The organism is Acinetobacter sp. 228 (assembly GCF_048147885.1).
In genome coordinates, this window is record NZ_JAYWYV010000398.1 from 1 (window position 1) to 1,203 (window position 1,203).

A 1,203-nucleotide genomic window follows, 5' to 3' on the forward strand; every position below is an offset into this window, starting at 1 on the left:
TGTTGTGCTGGGGTTTTTCTTACATCGTTGGTTATTTGTAGAATGTTTTGCGGGTGGAGTTGGTAGCCTCAAAGAGGATCTAGTTGTTAAGAAGGGTGACCATAAAACACTATTTCACAAGTTCCGCGATATGTTCAGCAAAATGCCTGATTGGTTAAAACCTAAGGGCTTTGTCGAGAAAGTGCATGATAACTACATGCGCATCATTAACCCGGATAACGGCGCAACTATTACCGGTGAAGCAGGTGACAATATCGGTCGTGGTGGACGTACCACGATGTACTTTTTGGATGAATGGGCATTCGTAGAACGGCAAGAAGCTGTAGATGCTGCTATCTCGCAAAACACCAACGTCCACATTAAAGGATCTACACCGAACGGTATTGGCGATCGATTTCACCAGGATAGATTCAGTGGTCGTTACGCCGTCTTTACCATGCCTTGGCGAGCTAACCCGGATAAGAACTGGACTGTTACCTACAACGGCAAAGTTATTTACCCGTGGTATGAAAAGCAGTTGGCCACACTTGATGATGTGGTACTTGCTCAAGAGGTCGATATTAACTATGCCGCTTCGGTAGAGGGTGTCTTAATTCCTTCAGCTTGGGTTCAAGCTGCAATCGATGCACACAAAAAGCTTCAAATTGAGCCTACAGGTGACCGTATAGGAGGCTTAGACGTAGCGGATGAAGGTAAGGATAAAAACTCTTTTGCAGCACGTCACGGCGTAGTAATGACTTACTTGGCCACATGGTCTGGTAAAGGCGATGACATTTTCGGAACAACTCAAAAAGCTATGGACCTATGCTTTGAGAAATCCATCGATACGCTGTTTTACGATGCCGATGGCCTTGGCGCCGGGTGCCGTGGTGATGCGCGTGTGATTAATGAAAAGCGCAGAGAGCTGGGCTTATCCGAGATTAATGTGGAGTCATTCCGCGGATCCGGTTCAGTTCATGACCCTGAAGGGGAAATGGTAGAGAAACGTCTTAACAAAGACTTTTTTGCCAATCTTAAAGCTCAGTCTTGGTGGTCATTACGTTTGCGCTTTCAGGAAACTTTTAGAGCACTTGAGGGGCGTGATTATGATCCAGACATGATCATTTCACTATCAAGTGAAGATATCGATGCTAAGGAATTGGCATTACTCACGACTGAGTTATCACAACCAACGTACACAAAAAATGGTGTTGGGAAAATCCT

Annotated in this window: 1 protein-coding gene; it reads left to right on the forward strand. The window is 45.3% G+C overall.

What is annotated here, in order from left to right:
- A partial coding sequence (locus tag VXQ92_RS19335) for a terminase (protein WP_416682890.1) occupies nucleotides 1-1,203 on the forward strand: 1,203 nt, incomplete at both ends.